A 24,919-nucleotide genomic window follows, 5' to 3' on the forward strand; every position below is an offset into this window, starting at 1 on the left:
GAGAGCATCTGCCTTACAAGCAGAGGGTCACAGGTTCGAGCCCTGTAACTCCCATACTTAAACCACTTCTTAAATTAAGAAGTGGTTTTTATTTTTATTCCAAAAGAGAGATAAATCTTTATATAAATGGGAGAAAGAAATGAAGTCAAATTGTGATACATGTGGATACTTTAGTTACGATGAAATGTACGATGAATATTATTGTCAAGTGAATTTAGATGAAGATGAAATGGAGCGATTTTTGAAGGACGAGAACAATGATTGTCCCTATTATCGTTTGGAAGATGAATATAAAACAGTGCAAAAGCAAAACTGAGGAAAAATAAATGTTATTAGAATGGTTAAATATAGATTTTTCAGTGGCGAAATGGATAGGAGCTCATGAAATAACGGATTTGGGACGTTTTAGCTTTTGGTCAAGAACAGATCATGAGCTTTCTTTGGTTTGCCCTACAAAACGTTTACCCCGAGATGTTGAGGTACATGAAGATGGATGGAGCTGTTTTCGCGTTGTGGGACAGATGGAGTTTTCCATGGTGGGAATTTTAGCAAAGATATCAGAATGTTTAGCAAAAAATGAAATTAGTATTTTTGCAGTATCGACTTTTGATACAGATTATATTTTAATTAAGAAAGAGAATAGTTTTAAAGCACAGGTGGCGTTAGAAGCTCTGGGATATAGCTTTATGGAAAGAATATAAAACATTGTTAAACATAGTATTTCTGAAGAGAAAATGCCGCAAAGACATATGCTATAATTATATCTAAGCCCGAATAAAATGAGGCTTATTTTTTTTGTCTTAGAGTAAAAAAAAGTTTACTTTTGGTAATTATTAATAATTCCTAAATTTACCTTTTCTTTTGTCTTGCTATTTTTGGAGAAATTTGTATACTTTTATATAGAGTGGTAACAATTTGTCACCAGAAAATAATTGCACAGAGAGGTAAATGGTTTTGAATGAAGTTGTAAAAGATTGGGCGAATGTAATTGTTAGGGCGTCAATTATCATAATAATATTATTTTTCTTTTTATGGCCAGTGAAGCTAGAGGGAAGTTCTATGGACCCCACCTTAAATGATGGTGATATTATCTGTATGAGTCGCTTTTTTGTTCAGATGGGGTGGTATGAAAAAGGAGATATTATCGTTTTTCAGTACAATGATAGCGGAAAGGTAAAAACAGTTTTAAAAAGAATTGTGGCTACCGAGGGGGATCATATTCGACTGCTTCCTGATGGCCTTGTTGAAATTAATGGTGAAATACTGGAAGAAGAGTATATAGATGGGCCCACCAATGGAGTCGTGGATATGACCATTCCACAAGGCACAGTGTTTGTGTTGGGTGACAATCGAGATTTAAGTTATGACAGCCGTCAAATGGGGGTCATCTCCCGTGGTGATTTGACAGGAAAGGTTGTTTTTCGATGGTTCCCGATTACGGAACTGAGGGGATTTTGAGGCTCAAAAGAAGTGATAGGAGATAAGATTTATTGTAAAACGGCTGTTTATTAAGATTTTTAGTTGATTCTCGTATGATAGAGCAAGTGAAACGCTGTTTTTTTTGTATGAAGATTTATCCTAACTTTTCCCGTTGATGTAATATCTGTAAAGCCTGAACGTCTTTTCCATAAAATGAACGTAACTCTATGCAAAAAAAGCAAGTCCTATTATTCATGTTTTCGTCAAGCATGTATAATGGGATTTTTTATTTCACTTTTTCTCTATAGATTGAAAAAGTGAAACAACATTTTTCAGAGAAACCCTTATTTTTAGGAATACAATAGAAGAATTTCAATATATTTATATATAGACAAAGGGTGGATGGTGACCGAAAAAAAGGAAAAGCCCGAAATCAGTGTCTGAAAACTGCCGCAAGAATAGCGAAGGAGGTTTTTTATGCCGATGGAATGGGAAAGAGAAGAAATTGTATTGAAGCAGCAGGGTGGGAAACAAGCCTCCCAAATCTTGCTGGAAGGGGATATCATCGCGCCTGACAGCAAGCCTGATGTAAATGAAGTTTTGTGTTGCCATGGAAAAGTAAAGATGAAGGATGTACGGGTGGGGGACGATCGCATCAACCTCTCTGGGGACTTGGACCTTACTATCCTATATTCTTCTGACAAAGGCGACGATGCAGTATATGCGATGAAATCCAGTTTACCCATTGAAGATATTATATACATGGATGGACTGGAAAAGGATATGCAGGTAAAACTAACAACAACACTGGAGCATTTGGATTGCCAAGTAATCAATGATAGAAAGTTGGGAATAAAGGCAGTCATTGGCTTGACAGCAAATGCAGAACGTGTACATAAAGTTAATGTAGTTGCACCTGGCGACAGCGGCGGAATGGCCTTTTTGGAAGGTAAGATTCGTATGGAGGAAGTTGTCGCTGAGAAGAAAGAAGGATTCACGGTTAAAGAGGAAATTACGTTACCTCAGACGGCACCAGCTGTTGGAGAAATTTTGAGTTGCGACTTTAATCTGACAGATCAAGAAGTTCGCCCAATGGATGGCAAGGTAATGATCCGTAGTAATCTCATCGTTGATATTTTATATACGGATGATCAGGGTACAGGAACTGTGCATTCATGGAGCGAGAAAATACCATTTAACGGGTATTTAGAAGCAGATAAGATTACACCGAAAAGTACAGTGGATGTGAATTTAACCATCGATGAGGCCTCAATTAAAACCAGCCTTGATGACGACGGCGAACCTAGAGTTTTAGATGTGAATGCATCTATTATGAGCGAGATGTCAGCTTGGGATTCAACAGAGAAAACTGTGGTTACTGACGCCTATGCACCGGGAATGGAAACAGAGGTTATGCGGGAAACCGTCACCTATCCTATCTGCATGGGAAGAGCAAAAAATCAATTTTCCTTGAAAGAGAAAATCACATTGGATCAAAGCGAGCGTCCTATGCTGCAGGCAGGAAAAACTTGGGGAACGCTGCATATTCAAGACGTAAGCCCCCAAGAGGATATGATTCAAGTTGAGGGCGTTTTGAATGTGGAGATCATGTATTTATGCCAAGAGGATGATCACGCAGTTTGCATGGCAAACAAAGGAATTCCTTTTAGCCAAAAAATTGAGATGAAGGGTGTTATGCCTACTGATGAAATAAATGTGAAGGGTAGACTTGAGGAAATCGACTTTCAGATTTTATCCGATCGGGAAGGTGAGTTATTTGCATCCATTGTACTTGAGGCAGATGCGAAAAGGCAGGAAACAACTCAGCTTGTAACGGATATTCGTCTGAAAAATACAGATACACCTCAAAAACCCATGGCAGGTGCCGTAATTTATACTGTGCAGCCAGGGGACAGTTTATGGAAGATTGCAAAACATTTTGATACCACAATTGATCGGATTTTAATGGTAAACGACATTGAGGATCCTGATAAAATCTATCCTGGTCAGAAGCTACTAATTATCAAGATGATGCATTAACAGTAGTATATGCGGGTTATTTCAACGATTTTTTTGAATTCCACCGCCTTTTTAGGCGGTGGATGTATATGAAAGAGATTAATCCGTATTGTGATAAACTCTATTTGGCACCTAAAAGCCTTTCTAAGCAATGGAAGTTGTTGGACTAGTATTTCATTAAGCAACATGGAAAGAGCTGGTATGAACCGTATTATGAGAAAATAAAGCTATTTCATGAGGAGTGGATTAGATTCTATTATTTTGGCGGACAGAGAACTGTCTGTTTTTTTTATGCTTAAAAAAGGAACGGCAAATCAAAAAAACCCCTTTACTTTAGCGTGGTAATGTGATAATATAATAAAGAGCTTAGGTCAATAGGCCTAAAAATGTAGAAAAAAATGAAAAAGGGGAAATGAAGTATGAAAAAATATTTGGGAATATTTGTAGCAATGCTAATGGGTGTCTCTGTGTTAGCAGGTTGTGGCAACAGTGATGGAAAAACAAACGCAACACCTGCAAAAGATGCAGCAGCGGCAGAACGTACAAAGTTAATTGTTGGCTTTGATGCTGAATATCCTCCTTATGGATATCGTAATGATGCTGGCGATTATGTTGGGTTTGACTTGGACTTGGCGGCAGAGGTTTGCCAACGTCGTGGTTGGGAATTGGTGAAACAGCCAATTGATTGGGATGCCAAGGATATGGAACTCAACAGTGGCTCTATTGATTGTATTTGGAATGGCTTTACGATGACAGGAAGAGAGGATAGCTATACTTTCTCTGATCCTTATGTTGACAATAGCATTGTTTTTGTGGTGAGAGCAGACTCCGGCATTAAAATGAAGGCTGATTTGGCGGGAAAAGTTGTTATGACTCAGGCAGATTCTTCTGCATTAACCGCTCTGACAAATCAAGAAAACAATGATGAAAATCTTGCATTGGCGGCAAGCTTCGCTTCCTTGGAGCAATCGAAAGATTATAACTCAGCTTTTATGAATTTAGAAGCCGGTTCCATTGACGCAATTGCTGTTGATATTGGTGTGGCACAGTACCAGTTAACCTCACGTGGAGATAAATTTGCCAAATTGGAAGAGCCTTTATCCACAGAGCAGTATGCAATAGGCTTTAAGAAGGGAAACACAGAGCTTCGTGATCAAGTTCAAGAAACCTTATATGAAATGCAAAAGGATGGTACCATTGACACCATTGCAGCAAATTATAAGGATTATAATTTGGATCAAATGATTTGCCTTGGAAAGTAATTTGGTGTAAAATAAATGGGTGATACAAGCGTGTCGGTAATCCGACACGCTTATCCTTGCTTTTTTCAAGGATATGTAAAAATGCAAAATATGGGGGTTTTCTTATGGGTTCTGCCGAATATTTCAATATCATCTACCAGCTTGGGGATGGCATGCTGGCAACACTACTTATTTTTGTTTTAACATTGGTGTTTTCTATGCCATTAGGTCTTTTGGTGGCCTTTGCCCGTATGTCAAAATGGACCCCCTTTGGGTTTTTGCTTCAAAAAGAAGGTTCTTTGGGGAAGGTTGTGGCTACTGGAGGATTAAGGGGATGGTCAGGAAACTTTAAGCCAATTCAATTTTTGGCGAAAGTATATATTTCTATTTTAAGGGGTACGCCCTTAATGCTTCAGCTTTTGGTGGTTTATTTTGCACCATACTATGTTTTTGGAATTAACTTAAGTAAAGAATATAGACTGATTGCAGTTTTAATTGGTTTTTCTATCAATTATGCGGCTTATTTTGCAGAAATCTATCGCTCGGGTATCGAATCCATTCCTGTTGGGCAGTATGAGGCGGCCTCAGTTTTGGGTTATAATAAATATCAGACCTTTTTTAAGATTGTATTCCCCCAAATGGTAAAGCGGATTTTGCCCCCTGTGACCAATGAAATCATTACATTAGTTAAGGATACGGCTATGGCGTTTGTTTTAAATTACACAGAAATGTTTACGCTGGCAAAACAAATTGCGGCGGCAAAAACCACTATTATTCCTCTATTCATTGCAGGTGCCTTCTATTTTATGTTTAATTGGGTTGTGGCATATGTTATGGAACGAGTGGAAAAGGCCTTGAGCTATTATCGTTAAGGGAGGGATGAACATGAAGGTATTGGAAATAAATCACTGCAATAAAAAATTTGGAGAGAATGAAGTCTTGAAAGATATATCTCTTTCTGTTTCAGAGGGACAAGTTGTATCGATTATCGGACCATCAGGTTCTGGGAAATCTACCTTGTTGCGTTGTGCAACCCTATTGGAAACTATGGATGGAGGAGATTTGATTTATCTGGGGAACTATGCGGCTAAGGCAGATGAGAATGGAATATCCACCTATGTGGATGAAAATAAGCTTAGAGAGATTAAAAAACACTTTGGGCTTGTGTTCCAAAATTTTAATTTATTCCCCCATTATTCTGTGATGAAGAATATTACGGAACCTCCTATTTTAATTGGAAAACGGTCAAAGGACGAGGTTTACGGGGAGGCACGGGTGCTTTTGGCAAAAATGGGTCTTTCTGAAAAGGAGGATGCTTATCCATATCAGCTTTCCGGTGGACAGCAGCAGCGTGTATCCATTGCCCGTGCATTAGCTATGAAACCGAAAATTTTGTTTTTTGATGAACCCACTTCTGCCCTAGACCCAGAATTAACAGGGGAGATTTTGAAGGTAATTAAGGATTTGGCTGCAGAGCATATGACTATGGTGATTGTAACCCATGAAATGTCCTTTGCCAGAGATGTCTCCAACCATATTATTTTTATGGACGGCGGTGTGATTGTAGAAGAAGGAGCCCCTGAGGAGGTAATCAATAATCCCAAGCAGGAGCGAACAAAAGCATTTTTGGGACGTTTTCAACAGTAAGGTGGGAATTTTGTGGAAATAGACTTTATTAAAACCAGCCCAACGGAAAACATGACAATTTTAGTGGAAACGCCACTTCCCCATGAGGAACACCTAGCAGTGGCAGAAAAACTAATGGCTTACAATAGCATTTACGGGGAGCAGGTGGGCTTTATTCAAGAGCCTAAGGATAAACATGCGGCAAAGGCATTACGTATGATGGCAGGGGAATTTTGTGGAAATGCTACCCTATCCTTGGCAGCCTGTCTCATGGAGGAGAAAAGACTTCCCTTGAATGCCACAGAAACTGTTTTATTAGAGGTATCTGGTGCCAAAAATTTGGTTCCGTGTGAAATGCAAAAGTTAGAAGTGGGATACTTGGGGAAGGTTAGCATGCCTTTGCCCCTATCTGTGGATTGGGAAGAGCTTGCTCTTGACGGTGAAACTTTCACATTGCCTGTGGTTCGCTTTGAAGGCATTGCACATATTATAGTGGAGCGCAACATTTGGGGTGAATATGCCAGAGTGAAAGCGGAGAAGGCTTCAACACTATGGTCAGACAGCATGCCGAATGCATTTGGCATACTTTTGTGGGATAGAGAGACCCAAAGCCTGGAGCCGTTGGTTTGTGTGAAAGGCACAAGCCTCATTTGGGAAAGGGGTTGCGGAAGCGGAACCTCTGCCATTGGTGTTTTTTTAGCAATGCAGGCAGGAAGAACTGTTTCTGTAGATTGCAATCAACCCGGAGGCACCATGGGTGTTCAGGTGGTCATGAAGGATGGGAAGATTACTGCCCTGGAAATTTCAGGTCATGTTTCTATTGTGGCTAAGGGGAAAGCTTATATTTAACATAAGGGTGTATTGGTGAAAACCGATACACTTATTTTTTTCTTTAAAACTAGAGATTTAGCAGAAATCAGGATGTGTTTTAATCTTGTAAATCAGACTTGGAAATCTAAGGGATGGGCGTTTGGTCATTCAAGGACAAAACGCTTTCAAGGCCTTTTGGTGGCAGAGTGCAACTATTTTCTATATTAGAAAAAAAGCTTAAAGAACTTTGAAAGGTGTCAATATTAATGGGCAGCAAAAAAGGAAGGGCTATTTTTCAACGAATAGTGCTTCCTTTTTATAATCATTTCTGAAATAATTTTTTTAACATTGCAACGGAGTCACCCGAGGAGGACAATGCTTCCTGATTGCTCATGGTAGCCAGCTTAAGTTCCTCACGCATAATCATAATATCTTTTGGCGCATCAATAGAAATTTTTACCTTATCGGCAGAAATATCTTGTATGGTGATTAAAATATCGTCGCCTATATAGATAGATTGACCAATTTTTCTTTGCAATACCAGCATATCAGCCCTCCTTAGGAATAAGATCTTTAAATGGGTATTTAAAGGGATATTCCGAGTTTTCCAATATAATTTGTTTTGCCAATCTGGTTTCCGTATTAACAATGACAGGGCACCTTAAATTTGTTGTGCTCTGGGGGATGGAGTCTAGAAGGACACAAATATTATATACAGTCAGATTGTCCGCATCCTTTAGTTTTAGATCCTGAATATCTGTTTCTGATAGAGAAACATTATAATCATGAATAAAATTATAGGGATTTATCATCACAAAAGCAATATCTGCATCTTCAATGCTTTGAAGACAAACAGGAGAGTTTTCATGGTCGTCGAAGCGGATTAAGAGAAATTTTTTATATTTCTCAAACCCAAAAAGTCCATGATTGAATAAAATAACATCATTGTCTTCATATGTCATATTGGAAAAATATTTTGTTACCAGTTCCATTTATTCACCTCGTTTGAATAATCATGCTCTTAAATCGGTAATCGGAACGTATTGAGGGTCTGCGCTTGGTGGAACATAGATAGGGTTCCCTATGTATTCGATCACAACATCCGGTCGCTGGGTAATGGAAATTTCAATGTTTCCGGGAATAAACTCAAAGTTTCCGTTCATAACCTTCCAGTCAAAATTAAGCTTATCCAATTCATATTCCATCATGATTTCCGGTTTTGACCAATTCAATTCGGGTCTGGCGGTAGGGGTAAAGGTTATTCCCACATTGGTGTTCACCTCTGTTTTTGACGCAGCGATTTTACTAATGACATCCTCACCTATTTTTGCATTTAAAAATAATTTACCTTCCCTTGCATAAGCGGCGGTTGCCTCATAGGCGGCCATTTTACCTTTTTCTGCAGCATCCCTAATGCTTGTTCTTGCTGTTGGGTTTATAGAGTTATAGCATTCAAAGGAATCAATATCTAATTTAATGGGGTTACTTTTAATTTTCAGACCGCCATCATCTCGAGAAATTTCTAGCTGTGCATTTGAATTATTGTATTCCAAGCGTGCATTGTTTACAGTCATTTCAAACTTTAAAGGTACTGTGGTAATTTTCAATAAAGGTTCCACCGTTTTTGCCCTCCCTTCTACGTATCAGAATGGTTTATTAATTCATAAAATCTATAAAAGATTGGCTGAGAATGCTGTTTCCAACCTTTAATGCAGAATTGTAAGCATACTGTGCCCAAGAATAATCTGAAATTGCTACAGCCAAGTCAACATTTTCAACGGACACGATTTTTTCATTGAGTGTAAATTGATTATCTTCCAGACGTGTCTGAGTTAATTCTAAAAAGTTACTTTTTGTGCCGATAGAGGTAACAAAGTCAGCCAGTTTACTTGAGGATTCTGTAAATTGTTTGCTAAGTCCATCCAACTTTTCTGAGTCGGCAGGATCCTTTTCCAGCTCATCGGCGATGCTACCTAGAATGTTAACCAAATTTTGTTCTTTGCCATCGTCGCTTTGTCCAAAACCAAGGGCATTTAGACCTGAAATAGCAATATTGAAAGCACTGTTTGTGTCCACGTTTCCATTGGTGAAGGATAGACCAAAGCCTAAGTCAACATAAACTGGTGCTTTAGACATATCTTTTAATTTTGTTTGTACGGCAGGATCAGTGCTTGATACGTCCAACCCAAAGTATTGGAGCTTTCCATCTACCATTTCAAAGGGGGTAGAGTCAGTTGTTTGCCCACCAAACAGGAAGGATTCACCCAATTTTGAATTTGCAGACATAACAATGGATTCTTGCATTTGTCTAAGACTTGTAGCAAGGGTTTTTCGTGATTCTAAACTGGTATTGCCTGAGATACCCTCTAAGATAAGGGCATTTGCTTTTTTCGCAATGGTTGTCATTTCCATGGCACTGCTCTCTACGGCATCAAATTGAGAAGAAGCGTCTTTCACGTTTTCAATATGATCGCCAGTTTCGATATATTCTTTTCTCAATTTATATGCAACTGCTGCAGAAGCGGGATCTTCAGATGCTTTCATGAAATTCCGTTTTGTAAGCACACGATTTCTTGCTGTATCTAGTTCATTTGTGGTTTTTGAGAGGTTTGTTTGATAATTGCTCAAAACCTGATTTGTTGTTATTCTCATTTAAAGCAACTCCTTTTCATTATCGTCCAACAACACCCATCTTATTAATGATGGTTTCCAAAGCTTCATCTAGCGTTGTCATTAATCTTGCAGCAGCCGCAAAGGACTTTTGATATTTAAGCAAATTCATACCTTCCTCATCTAAGCTAACGGAGGAAATAGAACTTTTTGCGTTTGCGATTTCGTTTGCTACAGATACATGGTTGTTTAATAGCGCTTTTGCAGATTTTATATCGATACCTAAGGTTGTATTTAAATTAGATACGAATGAGTGAAAAGTACCCTTAAAAATTGTCAAATCGGACGCTGGAGGAACACCTTTTTTTATAAAGGATTGATCTGATTTTAGGGCATCAAGCATTTTTAAGATATTTTCCTGGGCACCGGAGGCCGGCGTACTACCATCTGCGTTAACGGATGCAGTTAGACCATATTCTGAGTTTGACCAACCTGATGCAACGCAGATATTTTTCGCTGTAATGGTTGTACTGCCATCGGAGGTACCAAACATATCATGCAAGGTACCGCTGGGCAGGCCAGCATTATTAATTTCATTAAAGGTTGAGGCAAGGGTATTCGCCATAAGGTCTAGCATTTTTTGATAGTAACCAATACCCTGAAATGAATCTTTGTTATTATCAAAAGCTCCGTTGGAAGTTAAGAATTCTAAAGAGCCTTTGATTGATCCGCCTGTCAGTTCTTTGAATACATCTGTACCAATCACATCGCCACTGCTATTTTTAACGGGATTTCCCTTAGCATCTAAAATATTCAGCTGAGTTGTTCCTTCGGGTATATCCAGATTTACATGATCCAGATGGTTTAAGAGGTTAATTGTATTGTTTGCACCAACCAAATCGATCTTTAATTCGTCGATGGTTAAACTATCGGAGATTTTGGTTGGAACATAGGTTACGTCAATTTTTAGATAACCTGCTAAGTTATCAATCAAAACATTTCTCTGATCAATCAGCTCCAAAGCTGAAGAACCATTTACCTGACCGTCCTTAATTGATTTATTTAATTCGGAAATATTTTTTAATATGTTATTGATTTCAGGAATTTGAACCTCTTTCAGGTTGTATTCTTGATTGCTACGAATGGTTTCCAGCTGTTTTGCAGCTTGATTCATATATTTTGTCAAAGAATCTGCAGAGGACTTCACCATATTTTCGTATTCTTGGCTACTAACATTTCCAGCAAGTTTCTGAAGCATAGTATTTAAGTCACTTAATTGTTTTTGTATACCATCTGTAGCAACTTCATCAATTACAGATTCAATTTCTTGCAGGCCCCCCAATTTTTCGTCGGCTTCACCAACCTTGGCTACTTCGTTTCTGAATCTGATATCCAAGTAAGGATCTCTTACTTGGGAGATACCTGTAACCAGAGCGCCATAACCTACATTGGCAACAGAAGCATAGCGCCCACTATTTTGAAGGTTTAAGCTGATTTGGTCTACTACCTGTCTTGTATAACCTTGTGTATTAATATTTGAAATATTCTGTCCTGTTACATCCAGCCCATACTGACTTGCGCGAAGACCTAACTGAGCAGTAGTAAAAGCGCCAAACGTTGAACGCATGAAGTTTTCCCCCTTTGGTAATAAATCAAGAGTTAAGCAAATCTATTTTTTAAATTATTCCCAGAGGGTGTTTGTTGGGTTTCTGGGTTTATACCTAATTTGCTAAGTGTCGTGTTGATTACATGTAAATTTACATCAAGAGCAATTTTCACGCTATCATTGATTGCATGAAATTCATCTGTCGCTTGCTGAAGTGTTGTGAAAAGTTTATTGCTTTCTTCCTTCTGTTCAGCAGGAAGGCGAGCTATTATTTCTTTGTAAGATAGGCCATCATAACCCAAGGCTGAAAGAATTTGTTCCCGCTTTTTATCAAAGCCCTTGAGTTTCAAAACCAGAACCTGTTCATTTTTGATACAGTTGTTTAAAGTATCTAAATTTTTAGAGGTAACGGCTTCTAACTTCTCCTTTTCGATTGCGATAAGTGCTTCCAATAACTCAATTAAATGAATCACAATGTTATGAAAATCAATTAAAGTTGTCATTTTTTTCAGTCCTTTTCAATTAACTTAAGAGCATTTTTTTTGCAATTTGATCAATATCAATTTGATAAGTTCCTGCTTCGATTTGTTGCTTCAAATCAGCAATTTTCTCTTCAGAGGTAGGAGTTGCTACTTCTTTGGAAATTTTATTTTTTAGTGCATCTACAAAGCTATTCTGCTCTGGAGTTTCTGTTTTTCCGCATATAATGATTTCGTCATAGTTTTTAGCCCTAGAAACAGAAGGGCTCTGTGAGGAGATATAGGTACTTTTATCTTTATTTGCTGCATTTGATTGCAGATTAAAAAAATGGTTTCCAGTAACTTTCATAAAAATTTCCCCTTAATATTTATAGTAACAGACAATTTGTACTCACTTAATTATATCGGCATTTTGGATATATAAATAATATTATTTGGATAAAAAACATAAATTAGATTTTTTTATAAGCATTACAACGCTTAGAAATGTATCATTCTGTAGAGTAATTGTGAATAGTTGAAAGAGGTGCAAGTGCCTACTTGTAAAATCTAAATAAAAAAGCCGAAAAACAGATATGATTTCACCATTACGGGGATTCTGTTTTTCGGCTTATATTTTATAGAATTTTCGGGATTAGGCAGTGGCTAAATCTTAATACTACAGGGAAGCCAGATACCTGCGTAAAACCAAAGGAATATTTTCGTTGGAGGCTTCAATCATAACAGCCCCAATATTTTTTGCCACCATGGGCATTCCATAGACAACACAAGATTCTTTGTTTTGTCCGATGGTATATGCACCCTGTTGGCGCATATTCAAAAGCCCTTGGGCACCATCTCTGCCCATTCCTGTCATGATAATACCGACAGCATTCTTTTTTGCAACCTCTGCCACGGAATTAAACAAAACATCAACAGAGGGTCTGTGTCCGCTGACTTTCTCTGCCTGAAAGCATTTTACAACGTAATTGGAGCCCAGCTTTGCAAGCTTCATATGGTAATCACCGGGGGCAATAAGAACCAATCCGTTTTTTACAATATCCCCATCCACAGCTTCACGTACCTCCATTTTGCAAAGGCGGTTTAGTCTTTCGGCATACATTTTCGTAAAACCGGGGGGCATATGCTGCACAATCAAAATACCAGGAGTATCTTCCGGCAAATCTTTGATTACGGAAATAGTGGCCTCTGTACCTCCTGTGGATGCGCCCAAAGCGATAACTGTTGTGTTTGCCAGCCTAGAAGGATTGATTGGTGCGAAACTTGGCTTAGCAGCAACAGAAATCTTACTTGCACCTGAGGGCGGTGTCACTTTTGCTCTACTTGCAATGGTTATTTTTGCAGCCAGCTCCTCAATAAAGGTGGAGATCGTGTCGGATTTGGATAGCTCCGGTTTTTTTACAAATTCCACTGCACCGGCAGCCAGCGCATCAAATACGCTGATATTAAGGGCTGAAACCAATACAACAGGAATTGGGCGTTCCGGAAGAAGTTGTTTTAAAAATTCAATGCCGTTTAGTTTGGGCATTTCCACATCCAATGTAACCACGTCAGGATTAAGCTGGGGTATTTTTTCTTTCGCCTCAAAGGCATCTCTAGCATACCCCAAAACCTCAATATGGTCAAATTCAGCAAGCTTTTTTGTAAGTACTCCTCGGAAAAACAGAGAGTCGTCTACGACCAATACCTTGATTTTTTCATTCATAGAGAACTACCTTTCTTTTTTAGGAATTCCTTATATTTTTCTGTATACTGCAGGCACAACATATTTGTACTTTGTGCTGTTCTTATTAATGGTTTCTGAAAGACCAATAATAAGATATCCTCCAGGATTCGTGGAATCATAGAAGCGGTCTACCAAAGCATCCTTTGTGGGCTGATTAAAGTAGATCATAACGTTTCGACAGAAAATAACATCAAACGGAATTCTAAAATGTATGGGATCCATTAAATTAAACGTTTTATAGATTACGTTTGCCTTTAATTCGAGGGTTACTTCGTATTGATCTGTGTTTGCAACACGGGTAAAGTATTTACGAACCCACTCGTTTGGCATATCTTTTAGGGAATCCCCAGGATAAATTCCTTTTTGCGCCTGCAAAAGGACTTTTTGAGAAATATCCGTTGCCAAAATACGGGTATCCCAATTGGGGGCATCCTTACCTAAAAACTCTTTCATTAGAATAGAAAGGGTATAAGGTTCCTGACCTGTTGAACATCCTGCACTCCAAACACTCAAGACTTTTTCCTTTTTATTCTTTACGAGAGCGGGAAGGATATTATGCGAAAAAAAATCAAAATGGGTTTTCTCTCGCATAAAATATGTGTAGTTCGTTGTTAATTTATTCAACAGAACCTCCACATCTTTTTCCGTAGACTTTGTAAGAATAAAATCTACATAATCAGAAAAATCATTGAAGCCCATAGTAAACAGTGTGGAATTCAGACGTCCTTCAATGAGCTGCTTCTTTTTAGAAAGATTAATTCCGTACTTTTTTTGAATAAAAGTATAAAGACGGATGAAGTCATTTTCGTTTAAAGTATTCATGGCTTAACCACCTTATTATTTATTGCTGATCAACGCTTGGCAATCCAAGGAGAACATAACGGTTCCATCAATGAGATTTGTCATGCCATTGATAAAGTCCAGATTTTTGGAAGGAGGGTCGGAAAGCTTATTGTTCACGTTGATTACCTGTAAAACTGTATCCACCAAAACACCAATGGAAATGGAGTCGATTTCCAAGATGATGACACATGTAATTGCAGCATCTTCATTTACGGGCTTATTCATAATTTGGCGAATGTCTATAATTGGGACAATCTGCCCTCTCAGGTTCATGATACCTTTTACATATGACGGAACCATAGGCAAAGAGGTAATGCCCGGATTTGTAATGATTTCAACTACATTGTCGATTGGGATGCCATATACCAATTCGGCAGAGATAAAAGTAAGGTATTTGTTTAAGTTTTCATCTGCCTCTGTTAAGTTAAATTCGTCATCCAACAATTCGTCGGTCAAATTATTTTCCATTTTCATTGTAACATTCCCCCCTTATAATGAATTTTCAAATGCTGTTTGCAGGCTTAGGGCATCTAAGATAATACTGATATTTCCATCACCCAGAATAGTACAACCTGCAATTCCGGAGTTTTTAATATTAAAACCGTTTAGGTATGGAGGTAAAGGTTTTACAACCACCTGCTGCTCGCCGATAAAAGAATCTACAAACAGACAATAGGAAATGTCGCTGGCTTCAACCCATACTAAAATTCCTTCTTCAATATCTGTAACCTCTGTTTCTAAATTGTAAAGCTTATGCAGTCTCACAATAGAGTAATAATTTCCCATACGCTCAATCATTTCATGCCCTAAAGAATCATATATAATTTCTTCCTGAGTGCATTTGAAGGACTGTCTGATATTTGTGATGGGTAAGGTAAAGGTAGATTTACCAACGGCAATTTCCATTCCATCCACAATTGCCAAGGTAAGGGGGATTTTCAGGGTGATACAAGTGCCTTCTCCCAATTCGCTTTCGATGGAAACAATACCGCCTACTTTTTCAATATTCTGTTTTACAACATCCATGCCAACGCCACGACCGGAGTATTCGGTAACGGTTTCGTTTGTGGAGAAACCTGGGGCGAGAAGAAGCATGAGAATTTCTCTTTTTGAATACTCACTTTCAGGTTTTGTTAAGATACCGTTTCTTTTTGCTTTTTCTAAAACCTTTTCAGTATTTACGCCAACGCCGTCATCGGCAATCGTAATCATAATATCGCTGCCGGTATGCTTTGCTTCCAAAACGATTTCGCCCTGGGGCTCTTTGCCTGCGGCAAGTCTTTCTTCTACGGTTTCTTCAATGCCATGATCCATAGCATTTCTAACAATATGAATCAATGGATCATTGATGCTGTCCACAATTGTTTTATCCAATTCGGTATTTTCACCAATAATCGTAAGGCGTACATCTTTATTCAAACTCTGACCCATATCACGAACAATACGGTTCATCTTATTAAATACACCTGAGATGGGAACCATACGCATGGACATAGCAATATCTTGCAATTCATCTGTCAGTTTTCTAAGCTGTCTGGTTGATTTCAAAAAATTATCCAGCTTCAGACCTTTTAAGTCAGGGGAGGAGGTCACCATGGATTCCGTAATAACAATTTCCCCCACAATGGCCATAAGGCTGTCTAATTTTGATAAATTCACACTAATAATGCTCTGCTTTGCCTGTTGTGACTGGGCAGCAGGGGGAGTACTTCCCTTTGCCGATTTATTTTGGACTGGGGCGGTTGCACTCTGGGTGACTTCTTTTTGCTGTAATTCCGGTTTCGCTTCCTCGGTTTTTGTAGCTTCAACAGTGGGATTGGCGATGACCTCGAAGGAAGCAATGTTTGGTGCACTTTTTATTGCGGAAATGGTTGCATCCATGAGAGATTCATCATCAAGGAAGATGAAAAAACCATGATCAATAATATAATTGCAGGTTTCTGAATTATGTTCCACATCTTCAGGATAAAACTTAAAATTGTTACCGATGGCATCAGATATTGCATTTTTTACAATAAAAGCACGCAAATGCTCCATACCGCTGCCATCATCAAAAAGGATTTTAACGATATAAGGAGATGCGGTTGCGGGAATAGATTGCAAAACAGCACTGTTCTGTGTTACGTTAGTTTCAGCGGGTGCGTTTGTCATTTCAGCGGCTTCTAAGGTGCTTGGCTCATCTGCATTCAATTTTTCAATAAAAGTATTAATATCGTTTATAAAATGGTCGATATTATCAGAGATAGGTTCATTTTGCTCGATTTTTGCCACTTCTGTGCGCATAAAATCATTCGTTCTTAGAATCAAATTAAAAAGCTCTTTGCGCATCCCTTCGGACAAGGAATCGGTTGTATTATTTTGCCTGAAGATGAAGAAAAGGTCTTCAAATCTATGGGCAACTTTAGAGATGGAATCGAATTCCATCATCGCTGAGGAACCTTTGATTGTGTGCATGATTCGGAAAATTTCGTCAATATCTGCGGAGGAGAAAGCCTTAGCCTTTTCCGCCTCAAGCATGATGTTTTCCAACTGTTCCAGTAGAGAATTTGTTTCGAAAAGATACATATCGATCATACTATCCATGCCGTTGTTCATTTTTGAGCACCACCTTAGTAAAGAATATGTTATTCCATTTTTTATACCTTTTGGTTAATTATACTACATATTTAATTCGACAAAAAGAGGGAAAATATAATAGTTGAGTGGAAAGGATGTGAAATAATGTCAAATATAATGAAAGTAACTACCCCTGTATCAGGATATGAAAATGCTTCCAGAACGAATCCCATTACAACAAACGATCCTAATATTAATAATATAACAAATATTAATAAAGTGACAAGACCTGATGGTAAATCTGCAAATGCGGATTACCAACAGAATGAATTTGTTCAAAACCATAAGTCAAACTATGAAGGTTTTTTGCGTGCTTTAAGAGAAACCCCTTCCATGACGGAGCTGATGGGGGATTTAATGTTCGTAAAACTAGGAAATTTGGTGAATTCAGGAATTGATGAGAACTTCGCAGAGGAGATTTCCCGTTTTCTTGAAATGATCAAGCTCTCCAAGGAAGCCCTTGGGGGACATTTAAAAAGTCAGGCTGAGGGGGCAACAAAATTTTCAGGAGCATTTTTTGATTTTTTAAGAGGCGCCCTTGCCCAATCGAATTCCTCTGAATTAAATTTCAAAATACTTGATTTATTAAAAAAATATAATGATTTTACCTCTAGTAAGCATATTTTAAATAGCATTGTGATTGATTTGTCTAATTTATCAAAAAGCCTGCCCAAAAGTTATTCCGTTCAGCTTTTGGAAATTACAAAGCTTTTAGATCAAAATGCAAAGCCCGGTGATGTTTCTAAAAATCTAGAAATATTAAAAAAAGAAATGATTCCCTTCTTATCGAAATATATTAGTTATACAAACGATTTTGGTCGGGTTAGAGATTTCATCTCCTCGTTGATGTTAAACATCGCCCGTTATGAAAATGCAAATAAAAATGGATTTATTGATGCATTTGAAGGCATTATGAATTATAATGTAATAAAGGATAAGCTTGGGAATATAGATTCCCAAACATTTGCTGACGTGTTGATACAGATGCATGGGGCGGATGGCAAGGGAAATGAGTATAACCAAAAGCTGATTGATATTTTGGAAAGAGGAATAAAGGGAGAAGCTGGCTACGAGAATATAGATATGTTTAAGGGGATATTATCTTCTATGCTTTTAAACGAAAGTGTTTATGTGCCGTTGCTGCATATGACATTACCCTTAAATGTGGATGGGACGATGATGTTTTCCGAGCTTTGGATTGATCCTGATGATGAGGAGGGGAAGACGGGGGAGGATGAGAGAAAGGCAAAATTGCTAATTAAGTTTGATATAAAAGACGTGGGATTTTTTGACTTAATTATACTGCATAGCAAAGGGAAAATCGATATGCAATTGTTCTGTCCGGAAAAGGTTCTTGCTATGGATAAAGGAATCCGTGCAGGGCTGACAGAAATTATGGAGCGCAATGGGCTTGCTATCAAATCTATATCAGTAGAGAAAAGCAAAGCGCCAATCAGCATATCCGAAGTATTTCCTAAAATTTATGAAAGGAAAAATACCGTTAATGTCAAGATATAGTGATAAAATTAATAAAAAGGCTGTGGCTTTGAAATATGACGGCGATCAAGTGGCTCCTGTGATTGTGGCTTCGGGTATGGGCCATGTTGCTGAAAAGATTGTAGAGCTTGCTGCTGAAAACCGTGTGCCTGTTTATGAGGATACCTCCTTAGCTACAATTTTATCCAGACTTGAGCTTGGCGCAGAGGTTCCGGAAGAGTTATATAAAGCAATTGTTGATATATATGTATATTTTTTGAAGTTTTCACCGTCAAATATACGCAGTGCCTCTGAAACGGATACGACTAAGAGCTAACGCTTAGGGGCAAACGTAAATAGAAAGGAATCGCTTGGAGGGATAAACAATGTCAATTAAGTGTATTTTATTGGACGAACGAAATAATTTAATTGATTATGCGGATTTGAGTTTTTTGGGGAGTGATGATACTTTTTTGGTTCCCTATGAAGAGGTTACGCTAAATCAGTTTCATGCAGGAGATAAGGTTGTTTTTCAGGTGGAGGATAAGTTTAATCAGATATATGATGCTGATATCACTGAAATTTCCTATGGCAAACTACATTTACAGGAAGTAAGAAATTTGGCACCATTATTACATAGAGACGTACGAGTGGAAGTTGAAATGAAATCAACAATTTTCTATTCTGAGGATGGGAAGGATATTCCTGTTGAGGTTCAACTTCGTGATTTAAGTTGTGGCGGCATGTGTATTGTTTGCCAGGAAGAGTTGAGTAGGGATTATGAGTATGAGTTTTTAGCCAATTGGTTAGATACACCATTTCTGGTGAAGTTCAAGATATTACGCAAGGAGGAGGCGAATTATAATCAATTTGCCTATGGATGCGAATTTCTTGGTCTGTTAAGAACGCAGGAGTGCCTGTTAAGGGCAAGTGTATTTAAAATACAGGCAATTAACTACAGACGAAAAAGGATGGATGAAGATGATGCAGTTTAAGAAATCGTTGCACAGTAAACTGAAACGAATGGCCGCACTTACTTTGACTGTAGCCATGACTGTGACGAGTTTTAGCTTTGTACATACGGAAAACGCATATGCTGCTTCGTTTAATATGGGGAGCGAAAACCATTGGGCAGAATCCTTTATGCGTAATTTATATAACAGAGGGCTTATGAGTGGGGATAAAAACGGAAATATGAATCCTGATAAGCCTATCACTAGAGCAGAATTTATTTCAATTATAAACCGTACCTTCGGTTATACCAAAACAGGGAAAACGCCCTTTAAAGACATTAAGGGGACTGAATGGTATGCCAAGGATATTGCTATTGCCTATAACCAAGGGTATTTTTCCGGCGATGGAAAAGGAACGGCCAATGCCAAGGGGTTGCTAACCCGTGAGCAGGCCATTGCGTTATTGGGCAGAAACCTGCAAATTGAGGAAATGCCTGGAGCATCCTCTTCTTTTTCAGATAACAACAGTATTGCTAATTGGAGCAGGGGCTTTGTAAATACATCGGCATCAAAGGGCTTTATTTCAGGCTATAGGGACAATACCTTTAGGCCGGGAAATAATATTACCAGAGCTGAGGTGGCTAAGGTGCTTACAGATGCTGTTGGTGAGCTGGTGAACCATTCTGGAACAAGAACTTTAGGCACTCAAAATGGAAATGTAACCATAGCTGCTTCCGGGGTCACCCTGAAGGATACTGTAGTTAGGGGAGACCTTTATATTACAGGAGGCGTTGGCCTTGGGAGCACGGTTTTTGACAATGTGCTTGTTTTGGGCGAAGTGATTGTAAACGGAACTGGGGAAAGCCAGGCGGGTAAAAGCAGTATAACCTTTAAAGATTGTACCATTACTAACCTGATCATTCCCGATACAAAGGGTACCATTAAGTCTATTAAGCTAACTGGGAATACAATTGTTGATGAAACCTTAGTTAAGACCAATGCCTATCTGGAGGAGATGGCCAGCAAAGGCGGCGGTTTTAAAAATGTTGTATTGAATGGACCAGCAAAAACAGCACTTCACTTGGCAGGACTATTCGATAAGGTAACTGTGAAGGGACCTCAAAATAATTTGTATGTGGACAAGGATACCGTGGAAAACCTGGTTATTGATGAAGAGGCTGTAAACAGCAAGGTTTTCTTAGATAGCAATACCTATGTAAATGGAGCTTATTTAGATGTAGGTGTGGATATTTCCGGTACCGGTGAAATTGGATATTTAAAAGTGAATTCCGCAGGCAGTAAGATAGAAATGCTACCTGATGATATTGAGGTAAGACCAGGCTTAACTGCCAATGTAAAAGGAAAGAATATGACAAGCAAGGATGCAGACGAGGCATCTTCCGGCCCTAAAATTTTAGTGGATTATCCCGAGATGGAGGATGTTGGTCCAGGGGATGCAGTGGCTAAGTTTAAAACAAATAAGCCCGGCATCATCTATTGGGCGGTTACTCGTTATGAGGATGGCAGAACCAGCATTGATGAATTGATTAAGCCTGGAAAGTATAATACGGAAATCAAGAAAAATGGTTCTCTTCCAGTGGAGTCAGATAAGGAATACACAGTAAGAATAACAGGACTTGAAATAAACATGGAGTATATCCTGTCGGCAGTTTTGGTGGATGACAGAGATGATAGAAGCGCCAGAAAAACCGCTAATTTTACTACCATGGATAACAGTAAGCCCGGCTTCTTATCCGGATATCCTCGAATAAAGTCGGTTACAGATGTAGCAGCTGCCATTGAGTATGTTACCTTAAAGGACAGCGATATGTATTGGGCGGTATATGAAAAGGGGTATCCTGCGCCGGATGCAAAAGGACTTAAATCTCAAAAGCTTTATGGAGCGGTGAAAAACGGCATAAAAACGAAGTGTTTGAAATATGAGGGGGGAACCCTTGATATTTCAGGCTTGAAGGAATTAAGCAGCTATGATTGCTATATTTTGTTGTCCGATGGTACCAATGAATCTTCGGTGACAAGACTTTCTTTTAACACATCAGATGCAACACCACCACAGTTTAACTTAGGTTATCCAAAAATCACTGCGACGGATAAAACAAGTACGGAAATTGGGGTTAGCCTGAATGAAGAGGGGCTAGTTTATTATGCAATTTATGAGGGAGGAACCTCCTTCCCTGTGAAGGAGCGGCCTGATGCTGATGCGCCTCTCTTCTCCTCTGACGACGCAAAACAGCAGGTAATCAAAGGAAAAGGTGCAGAAAAAACAGGTAAGTCCTCTAATATGAAGGCGGATACGGTGACTTTAATAAAGTTATCTGGTTTGAAGCCCGAAGGGGAGTATGATGTTTATTTTGTAGCTCAGGATAAAAGTGGTAATTTATCGGAAATTAAGAAAGTTTCCATTGAAGCTAAGCCTGATTTTATCACGGGCTATCCCAGAGTACAGTCAATTAAAAATTTATCTGCTGATATTGCTGTGAATGTAACAAAAAACTGTAAAGCCTATTGGGCAATTCTGCCTAAGGGTAGCATTGCACCCACGGAAGTAAATTTGAAGGCACAAGTGATTTCTGGTGCCACCAATATGGGAATTCTAGATGACTGCAAGAAGAATGAAGAGAAGGTTTTAACGGTAAGTGGGTTAAAAGAATTTGCTGAGTATGAGTTTTATATCCTCGTTACTGATGGATTAACAAGCTCCGCAGTAAACAAGCTTGAAATTCAAACGGCAGATTTAACCCCTCCTATTTTTGCCAATGGATACCCTGCATTGGACAAGGTGGCAGATAAATCGTTGGATGTTAAGTTTAAGGTAAATGAAAATGCAACCATTTATTATGTTTTGTGCAAAAAAGGGGATACCTTCCCCCTTCCTGCCACTCCCGGCGGAGTACAGCCAACACTGGATTCCGATGAGGCGAAAAATCAGGTTGTGTTGGGCAACAGCGGTCTAAAGAACGGTAAGGTAACTGCCAAACAAAACACAGAGGGAAAAATAAGTATCACAGGATTGGCGGCAGAAACGCCATATAATCTTTATATTGTAGCCCAAGATAGCTTTAATAATATTTCCAATGTAATTTACATGGACGTAAAAACAGCTGACTTCACAGCACCGAAAGCTGTATTAGAGTTTGAAGAAACCATTAGCGGCGATGTGGTTGCAGGAAGTGAAATTCGTATCAAATTCAGTGAAGAGGTTGTGGATAACGCTACAAAGAAAAAGCTCTCTACATTGGATAAATCCGAGCTTGAGAAAAATATAACTTTGTATGATTTGTCTGCATTAAGAAGGCCTGTAGTTCCCATTGATTTCTCCGAGGTTTTGGTAGAAGATATTGATGGAAAAACTGTGGTTACCTTCCCTAAAGGAGTACTGGGCTTAAACAGCGGTAACGCATATGAATTTGAGCTGAATAAAATTGCGGATACTTCGGGAAACAGAATGGATGAGAAAACCTTGCTGCCTTCCTTTAATACTGTGGCGCCTATGGTGGAGATTATGGAAACAGTTTCTTCAGCAGATTTAGACATGTCATTTGAGCTGACACCACAGGTTACAGAAACAAACGATAATATTTTTTATGACATTGTGTTCCAGAGTAATGAAAAGGTAGGCTTTGAAGTTTATGAAAAGCCAAAGGGCAGTGCAAACTTTACAAAAGTCACTTCTGGAGGAAAAAGTGTAGTTATCGTGGAAAAGGGTAAGTCAGTTTCCCTTCAAAATATAAAGGATAAGATTTTTAGTGACCCTGATGAAGATAATCAGTATAACTATGAAAGATTTAAAGATTTAAAGCAGACGGAATATGGAATAAAAATTGTTTCAATCAATGGAGATACGGCGAAAAAAGGGTGGTCCAGCACTGTTATTTTCGGTGTTAAGTGCATCATAGGCGGCAGTTCAGCCTTGAGTCCTGTTTCCGATAATCCTACTGACAGACTTGTGGAAGCCATTGGCGCAGGGAAAGTTACAGTTGTAAATTATCCTAAGGATTTCAGCGTGAAGGTTTACTTTACAGATACCATCATACCTGAATTTTCAGTAGGATATCCTGCCCTTGTAAATGCAGAAGGGGCTAGCAAGGTGGGGGATACTCTGATTCGCCCATTGGTAATGGTAACAAAGCAGTCAACCTTCTATTACTTGATTGCAAAAGAAGGAACTGTGGTAAACCCCACAGCGGATGGTATTATGAATGGAACATATAAACCGCAAGATGGGGTTTATGGAAGCTTTCCTATTGTAAGTGCAGAGACAGAGTACGAGTTTAGGATTGAAGGCCTAAAACCCAATGTGAACTACGTAATGTACTGCTTCTTGAAAGGAACGCCGGCAGCAACCTCTCCAATGAAGGAAATAAAGTTCACCACCGTGTCTGTTGCACCTCCAAAGCTGGATAGTGCATATATTCGGGATAGGTTAGAGAATTCTGCGATTATTGATATTGCTCTCGACAAGGAAGCGGATATTGATTGGATTGTATTTAATAAGCAGTCCATGCCTTTGGAAACCGTTATAAACGGAGATTTTATTCGAAAGAGAGAGGAAAATATCGCATACAGACCCATTGATTTTGGCTCTGCTACGGCAAAAATCAGTAAGGGTGACACATTAGCCAGAGCAACCATTACGATTAATAACATAGAAAGAAATGTATATTACAATTTCTACGCAGTGGCAAAAAGTCCTGCTGGCGGTGGCGATTCCACTATTATTAAGGTAATCAATATTACACCGGCGGATAAAACCAAGCCAACTGTAATTGCAGATACAGTTATTACAAATTACGGTGATATTTATGCACAAACACCGTATAAGGGCACGCTAACCTTAACTTTCTCTGAACCAATGTTCTATCTTCCTAAGGAAGAGGCGGCTTTAAAACCGTTGGATGTTACTGTGTTTAAACAGGGACTGGAGATTGGACTTGCGGAAAATGAAGATTCTGGAAATATGAAACTTGAAGTAATATCCTTTAAAACAGCAAGTACAGATTCAGGTGAAAGTGCATTAACCTCTGTTACTATAAGGTTTAGCGGAATTTACAATAACTCAGTAATTAACTTCCCATATGCTTTATCCGATAAGAATACGAATATCGCAGGTTTCTTGTATATGAAATTTGTTGATAAGGAATTAGAGGGTGGAATTAGAGCCAAATCCTACTGGACACAGCAATTCATATCGTAAGGAAAAAAGTGTTTTGTAAGTTGTGAATAACACAAAAGTTTTTTTAGGGCAGACAAATTTGATTGTCTGCCCTGCTTTTTTTATAGAAAGAGAAAATGAATTGTTTCAGATAGTATGAGGAAATGCTGCCTGCTTCTTAATGGAAGGGTGATATTTTAGTATACTTAGGCGTAGGATTGGTCGATTTTTTATAATTAAATATTTTTAAAATAATTATAACTTTGTGATTATGTGTGGATTTTATGTTGACTGGTTATAAAGCTTAGAAGTGCACTGGCAG

Annotated in this window: 23 protein-coding genes; 12 read left to right on the top strand and 11 right to left on the bottom strand. The window is 38.6% G+C overall.

What is annotated here, in order from left to right; translation table 11 throughout:
- Nucleotides 1-139: 139 nt before the first annotated feature.
- The 8 genes from NE558_RS06545 (at nt 140) to NE558_RS06580 (ending at nt 7,154) form a co-directional block, all read left to right on the top strand.
- Nucleotides 140-316: a DUF6472 family protein gene (locus NE558_RS06545; protein ID WP_256149166.1), complete on the top strand. Its 177-nt coding sequence runs from the start codon at nt 140-142 to the stop codon at nt 314-316.
- 10 nt (nt 317-326) lie between these two features.
- The gene (locus NE558_RS06550) at nt 327-701 is read left to right on the top strand and encodes an ACT domain-containing protein (protein ID WP_256149167.1); all 375 of its coding nucleotides are present in this window, start codon (nt 327-329) and stop codon (nt 699-701) included.
- Between the two features lie 253 nt (nt 702-954).
- Entirely contained in the window at nt 955-1,458 is a 504-nt protein-coding gene (lepB, locus tag NE558_RS06555; RefSeq protein ID WP_256149168.1) for a signal peptidase I, read from the top strand.
- Nucleotides 1,459-1,896: 438 nt separating this feature from the next.
- The gene (locus NE558_RS06560) at nt 1,897-3,459 is read left to right on the top strand and encodes a DUF3794 and LysM peptidoglycan-binding domain-containing protein (RefSeq protein WP_256149169.1); all 1,563 of its coding nucleotides are present in this window, start codon (nt 1,897-1,899) and stop codon (nt 3,457-3,459) included.
- 398 nt (nt 3,460-3,857) lie between these two features.
- The gene (locus NE558_RS06565) at nt 3,858-4,700 is read left to right on the top strand and encodes an amino acid ABC transporter substrate-binding protein (RefSeq protein WP_256149170.1); all 843 of its coding nucleotides are present in this window, start codon (nt 3,858-3,860) and stop codon (nt 4,698-4,700) included.
- Between the two features lie 104 nt (nt 4,701-4,804).
- Nucleotides 4,805-5,551 (top strand): amino acid ABC transporter permease, encoded by a 747-nt coding sequence (locus NE558_RS06570; RefSeq protein WP_256149171.1) that lies wholly within the window; start codon nt 4,805-4,807, stop codon nt 5,549-5,551.
- Between the two features lie 13 nt (nt 5,552-5,564).
- Nucleotides 5,565-6,326: an amino acid ABC transporter ATP-binding protein gene (locus NE558_RS06575; protein WP_256149172.1), complete on the top strand. Its 762-nt coding sequence runs from the start codon at nt 5,565-5,567 to the stop codon at nt 6,324-6,326.
- 12 nt (nt 6,327-6,338) lie between these two features.
- On the top strand, nt 6,339-7,154 hold the full coding sequence (locus NE558_RS06580; protein WP_256149173.1) for a hypothetical protein: 816 nt from the start codon (nt 6,339-6,341) through the stop codon (nt 7,152-7,154).
- 283 nt (nt 7,155-7,437) lie between these two features.
- Here NE558_RS06580 and NE558_RS06585 read toward each other — a convergent pair whose 3' ends face one another.
- The 11 genes from NE558_RS06585 to NE558_RS06635 form a co-directional block, all read right to left on the bottom strand.
- Nucleotides 7,438-7,662, bottom strand: a complete 225-nt coding sequence (locus NE558_RS06585; protein WP_256149174.1) for a carbon storage regulator — start codon at nt 7,660-7,662, stop codon at nt 7,438-7,440.
- A gap of 1 nt (nt 7,663) precedes the next feature.
- A complete protein-coding gene (fliW, locus tag NE558_RS06590; RefSeq protein WP_256149175.1) occupies nt 7,664-8,107 on the bottom strand; it encodes a flagellar assembly protein FliW in 444 nt (147 codons plus the stop codon).
- 21 nt (nt 8,108-8,128) lie between these two features.
- The gene (locus tag NE558_RS06595) at nt 8,129-8,734 is read right to left on the bottom strand and encodes a DUF6470 family protein (RefSeq protein WP_256149176.1); all 606 of its coding nucleotides are present in this window, start codon (nt 8,732-8,734) and stop codon (nt 8,129-8,131) included.
- 37 nt (nt 8,735-8,771) lie between these two features.
- A complete protein-coding gene (locus NE558_RS06600) occupies nt 8,772-9,767 on the bottom strand; it encodes a hypothetical protein (protein WP_256149177.1) in 996 nt (331 codons plus the stop codon).
- A 19-nt stretch (nt 9,768-9,786) separates the two neighbouring features.
- Nucleotides 9,787-11,352 (bottom strand): flagellar hook-associated protein FlgK, encoded by a 1,566-nt coding sequence (flgK, locus tag NE558_RS06605; RefSeq protein ID WP_256149178.1) that lies wholly within the window; start codon nt 11,350-11,352, stop codon nt 9,787-9,789.
- Between the two features lie 32 nt (nt 11,353-11,384).
- Nucleotides 11,385-11,834 carry a flagellar protein FlgN gene (locus tag NE558_RS06610; protein WP_256149179.1) on the bottom strand — a complete coding sequence of 150 codons (450 nt, stop codon included), beginning with the start codon at nt 11,832-11,834 and terminating at the stop codon, nt 11,385-11,387.
- 19 nt (nt 11,835-11,853) lie between these two features.
- Entirely contained in the window at nt 11,854-12,159 is a 306-nt protein-coding gene (locus NE558_RS06615; protein ID WP_256149180.1) for a flagellar biosynthesis anti-sigma factor FlgM, read from the bottom strand.
- Nucleotides 12,160-12,468: 309 nt separating this feature from the next.
- Nucleotides 12,469-13,515, bottom strand: coding sequence for a protein-glutamate methylesterase/protein-glutamine glutaminase (locus tag NE558_RS06620; protein WP_256149181.1), 1,047 nt, complete (start codon nt 13,513-13,515; stop codon nt 12,469-12,471).
- 30 nt (nt 13,516-13,545) lie between these two features.
- Nucleotides 13,546-14,358 (bottom strand): CheR family methyltransferase, encoded by an 813-nt coding sequence (locus NE558_RS06625; RefSeq protein WP_256149182.1) that lies wholly within the window; start codon nt 14,356-14,358, stop codon nt 13,546-13,548.
- Between the two features lie 15 nt (nt 14,359-14,373).
- Nucleotides 14,374-14,853, bottom strand: coding sequence for a chemotaxis protein CheW (locus NE558_RS06630; RefSeq protein WP_256149183.1), 480 nt, complete (start codon nt 14,851-14,853; stop codon nt 14,374-14,376).
- A 15-nt stretch (nt 14,854-14,868) separates the two neighbouring features.
- Complete coding sequence (locus NE558_RS06635; RefSeq protein ID WP_256149184.1) at nt 14,869-16,974, bottom strand: chemotaxis protein CheA; 2,106 nt, start codon at nt 16,972-16,974, stop codon at nt 14,869-14,871.
- Nucleotides 16,975-17,100: 126 nt separating this feature from the next.
- On the opposite strand from NE558_RS06635, the gene NE558_RS06640 reads away from it, so the two are divergent.
- From NE558_RS06640 to NE558_RS06655, 4 genes are read left to right on the top strand one after another with little or no spacing between them, the layout of a single operon-like run.
- Entirely contained in the window at nt 17,101-18,513 is a 1,413-nt protein-coding gene (locus NE558_RS06640) for a hypothetical protein (protein ID WP_256149185.1), read from the top strand.
- On the top strand, nt 18,500-18,808 hold the full coding sequence (locus tag NE558_RS06645; RefSeq protein ID WP_256149186.1) for an EscU/YscU/HrcU family type III secretion system export apparatus switch protein: 309 nt from the start codon (nt 18,500-18,502) through the stop codon (nt 18,806-18,808). Before NE558_RS06640 ends, NE558_RS06645 begins: the two co-directional genes overlap by 14 nt.
- A 49-nt stretch (nt 18,809-18,857) precedes the next feature.
- A complete protein-coding gene (locus NE558_RS06650; RefSeq protein WP_256149187.1) occupies nt 18,858-19,466 on the top strand; it encodes a PilZ domain-containing protein in 609 nt (202 codons plus the stop codon).
- Nucleotides 19,453-24,639, top strand: a complete 5,187-nt coding sequence (locus tag NE558_RS06655; protein ID WP_256149188.1) for an S-layer homology domain-containing protein — start codon at nt 19,453-19,455, stop codon at nt 24,637-24,639. Before NE558_RS06650 ends, NE558_RS06655 begins: the two co-directional genes overlap by 14 nt.
- Nucleotides 24,640-24,919 lie beyond the last annotated feature (280 nt).

Source organism: Anaerotignum propionicum (assembly GCF_024461735.1).
Taxonomy (GTDB): Bacteria; Bacillota; Clostridia; order Lachnospirales; family Anaerotignaceae; genus Chakrabartyella.

What these genes read in the sequence shown, in the direction of transcription:
- NE558_RS06620 (WP_256149181.1), bottom strand. Translation starts at nt 13,515, where the DNA reads ATGAATGAAAAAATCAAGGTATTGGTCGTAGACGACTCTCTGTTTTTC.
- NE558_RS06560 (WP_256149169.1), top strand. Translation starts at nt 1,897, where the DNA reads ATGCCGATGGAATGGGAAAGAGAAGAAATTGTATTGAAGCAGCAGGGT.
- NE558_RS06635 (WP_256149184.1), bottom strand. Translation starts at nt 16,974, where the DNA reads ATGAACAACGGCATGGATAGTATGATCGATATGTATCTTTTCGAAACA.
- NE558_RS06575 (WP_256149172.1), top strand. Translation starts at nt 5,565, where the DNA reads ATGAAGGTATTGGAAATAAATCACTGCAATAAAAAATTTGGAGAGAAT.
- NE558_RS06570 (WP_256149171.1), top strand. Translation starts at nt 4,805, where the DNA reads ATGGGTTCTGCCGAATATTTCAATATCATCTACCAGCTTGGGGATGGC.
- NE558_RS06630 (WP_256149183.1), bottom strand. Translation starts at nt 14,853, where the DNA reads ATGAAAATGGAAAATAATTTGACCGACGAATTGTTGGATGACGAATTT.
- NE558_RS06640 (WP_256149185.1), top strand. Translation starts at nt 17,101, where the DNA reads ATGTCAAATATAATGAAAGTAACTACCCCTGTATCAGGATATGAAAAT.
- NE558_RS06565 (WP_256149170.1), top strand. Translation starts at nt 3,858, where the DNA reads ATGAAAAAATATTTGGGAATATTTGTAGCAATGCTAATGGGTGTCTCT.
- NE558_RS06585 (WP_256149174.1), bottom strand. Translation starts at nt 7,662, where the DNA reads ATGCTGGTATTGCAAAGAAAAATTGGTCAATCTATCTATATAGGCGAC.
- NE558_RS06600 (WP_256149177.1), bottom strand. Translation starts at nt 9,767, where the DNA reads ATGAGAATAACAACAAATCAGGTTTTGAGCAATTATCAAACAAACCTC.
- NE558_RS06550 (WP_256149167.1), top strand. Translation starts at nt 327, where the DNA reads ATGTTATTAGAATGGTTAAATATAGATTTTTCAGTGGCGAAATGGATA.
- NE558_RS06545 (WP_256149166.1), top strand. Translation starts at nt 140, where the DNA reads ATGAAGTCAAATTGTGATACATGTGGATACTTTAGTTACGATGAAATG.
- NE558_RS06615 (WP_256149180.1), bottom strand. Translation starts at nt 12,159, where the DNA reads ATGAAAGTTACTGGAAACCATTTTTTTAATCTGCAATCAAATGCAGCA.
- NE558_RS06645 (WP_256149186.1), top strand. Translation starts at nt 18,500, where the DNA reads ATGTCAAGATATAGTGATAAAATTAATAAAAAGGCTGTGGCTTTGAAA.
- NE558_RS06610 (WP_256149179.1), bottom strand. Translation starts at nt 11,834, where the DNA reads ATGACAACTTTAATTGATTTTCATAACATTGTGATTCATTTAATTGAG.
- NE558_RS06650 (WP_256149187.1), top strand. Translation starts at nt 18,858, where the DNA reads ATGTCAATTAAGTGTATTTTATTGGACGAACGAAATAATTTAATTGAT.
- flgK (WP_256149178.1), bottom strand. Translation starts at nt 11,352, where the DNA reads ATGCGTTCAACGTTTGGCGCTTTTACTACTGCTCAGTTAGGTCTTCGC.
- NE558_RS06625 (WP_256149182.1), bottom strand. Translation starts at nt 14,358, where the DNA reads ATGAATACTTTAAACGAAAATGACTTCATCCGTCTTTATACTTTTATT.
- NE558_RS06655 (WP_256149188.1), top strand. Translation starts at nt 19,453, where the DNA reads ATGATGCAGTTTAAGAAATCGTTGCACAGTAAACTGAAACGAATGGCC.
- fliW (WP_256149175.1), bottom strand. Translation starts at nt 8,107, where the DNA reads ATGGAACTGGTAACAAAATATTTTTCCAATATGACATATGAAGACAAT.